Source organism: Mesorhizobium sp. M6A.T.Cr.TU.017.01.1.1 (assembly GCF_004023115.1).
Taxonomy (GTDB): Bacteria; Pseudomonadota; Alphaproteobacteria; order Rhizobiales; family Rhizobiaceae; genus Mesorhizobium; species Mesorhizobium mediterraneum.
In genome coordinates, this window is the sequence record NZ_RZTA01000241.1 from 1 (window position 1) to 2212 (window position 2212).

The 2212-nt window shown below is 62.7% G+C and carries 2 protein-coding genes; one reads left to right on the plus strand and one right to left on the minus strand.

What is annotated here, in order from left to right; all coding sequences use genetic code 11:
• On the minus strand, nucleotides 1-1114 hold a 1114-nt coding region (gene ilvD / locus EOB36_RS33640), incomplete at its 3' end, for a dihydroxy-acid dehydratase (protein ID WP_128286579.1).
• 255 nt (nucleotides 1115-1369) lie between these two features.
• Between ilvD and EOB36_RS33645 the strand changes: the two genes are divergently transcribed.
• Entirely contained in the window at nucleotides 1370-1843 is a 474-nt protein-coding gene (locus EOB36_RS33645; protein ID WP_126103849.1) for a VOC family protein, read from the plus strand.
• The last annotated feature ends 369 nt before the right edge of the window (nucleotides 1844-2212 follow it).

Here is a 2212-nt window from a genome sequence, read left to right on the forward strand (position 1 = left end):
GACTGGTGGCGCGGGAGATGTCCCAATGGTCGAGCGCTTCACCGAGCGTTCGCGTATGTACGGTCGGCAGGTCGCGATTGATCAGCCCGGCGTTGTCGAGCTGGCCGAGGATCGCCATGATGCCGCCGGCGCGGTGGACGTCTTCCATGTGCACATCGGCCTTGGCGGGGGCAACCTTGCACAGCACCGGCACCTTGCGCGACAGCGCGTCGATGTCGTCCTGGTCGAAGTTGATCTCGCCCTCATGCGCTGCAGCGAGAATGTGCAGCACGGTGTTGGTCGAGCCGCCCATGGCGATGTCGAGCGTCATCGCGTTCTCGAATGCGCCCTTCGAGGCGATGTTGCGCGGCAGCGCGGTGTCGTCGTCCTGCTCGTAGTAGCGCTGGGCGAGATCGACGATCAGATGACCGGCCTCGACGAACAGGCGCTTGCGGTCGGCATGGGTCGCCAGCGTCGAGCCGTTGCCTGGCAGGGAAAGACCCAGCGCCTCAGTCAGGCAATTCATCGAATTGGCGGTGAACATGCCCGAGCAGGAGCCGCAGGTCGGACAGGCCGAGCGCTCGATGGTCTTGACGTCCTCGTCGGAGATCTTGTCGTCGGCGGCCGCGACCATGGCATCGACCAGATCCAGCGCCTGCGTCTTGCCGGCAAGCACCACCTTGCCGGCCTCCATCGGCCCGCCGGAGACAAAGACCGTCGGGATGTTGAGACGCAGCGACGCCATCAGCATGCCGGGGGTGATCTTGTCGCAATTGGAGATGCACACCATGGCGTCGGCGCAGTGTGCGTTGACCATGTACTCGACCGAGTCGGCGATCAGCTCGCGTGACGGCAGCGAATAGAGCATGCCGTCGTGACCCATGGCGATGCCGTCGTCGACGGCGATGGTGTTGAACTCTTTGGCAACGCCGCCGGCCTTTTCGATCTCGCGGGCGACCAGTTGGCCGAGATCCTTGAGATGGACGTGACCCGGCACGAACTGGGTAAAGGAGTTGACCACGGCGATGATCGGCTTGCCGAAATCGGAATCCTTCATGCCGGTGGCGCGCCAAAGGCCACGGGCGCCGGCCATGTTGCGGCCATGGGTTGTGGTGCGGGAGCGATAGGCAGGCATGAATTTTCCTTGGCTGGCTGGCTGCGCTCGATGGGAGCGCGGCGGCGCTGAATTCGGACCGCAGGCGTTATAGACGCCGAAGCCTGGTCTGGCCACAATTTTGCAATGCGCCAGATTTTCCCAAGAAAATTTGATGACACTGTCGGATTGCGCGCCGCCCGGGCGTCCTTTGGCAAACGGCAGGGCAAAGAACACCACCGCCCTGCCGGGCCGTTTCACCGTGATAGCCAACTGCAACAGCCGAGGAGCAAGCAAATGCAAAAGATCACCCCCTGCCTGTGGTTCGACGACCAGGCCGAGGAGGCCATGAACCACTATATGTCCATCTTCAAGAATTCGAAGGTGCTGAGCGTGATGCGCTGGCCCGAGGGCAGCGGCGATAGTGAGGGCAAGGTTCTGGTGACCTATTTCGAGCTCGACGGCGTTCAGTTCCAGGCGCTCAACGGCGGGCCGCAATTCAAGTTCACCGAGGCAGTCTCGCTCTCCATCGACTGCAAGACGCAGGAGGAGGTCGACTATTTCTGGGACAGACTCATCGAAGGCGGTGGCGAGCCCAGCCAGTGCAGCTGGCTGAAGGACAAATTCGGCGTGTCCTGGCAGGTCGTGCCGGAGCAGTTGCCCAGGCTGCTGCTTGATCCCGACCAGGCCAAGGCCAACCGGGTGATGCAGGCGATGATGCAGATGACCAAGATCGACATCGCCAAGATCGAAGAGGCAGCCAGGGGGTGAGTGAACGCGCGACCTTGCCTTCTCCCCCTGTGGGAGAAGGTGGATCGGCGCGCAGCGCCGAGACGGTTGAGGGGTGTTCCAGCGGAGTGAGGCGTCAGCGTTCCCTGGAACACCCCTCATCCGTCGCCTTCGGCGACACCTTCTCCCACAAGGAGGGCTTTGCACGGGGAGCGAAGTGGATTTCGGTGGTCAGTGAGGGCCTTTTTGAAGGCCGGCAGAGCGGTTTTCCGCGGCCCTTGCGGGGCCTTTGTCGGTTTAGGCAGCCATCCTGCCGGATTGTGGACGCACTCCTCCCTCATGTCCGCCTCTCATCGGGTGGATAGAGGACGCCAATCATGGTGCGCAGATTGTAAGCGCAGGCGGCCAGTA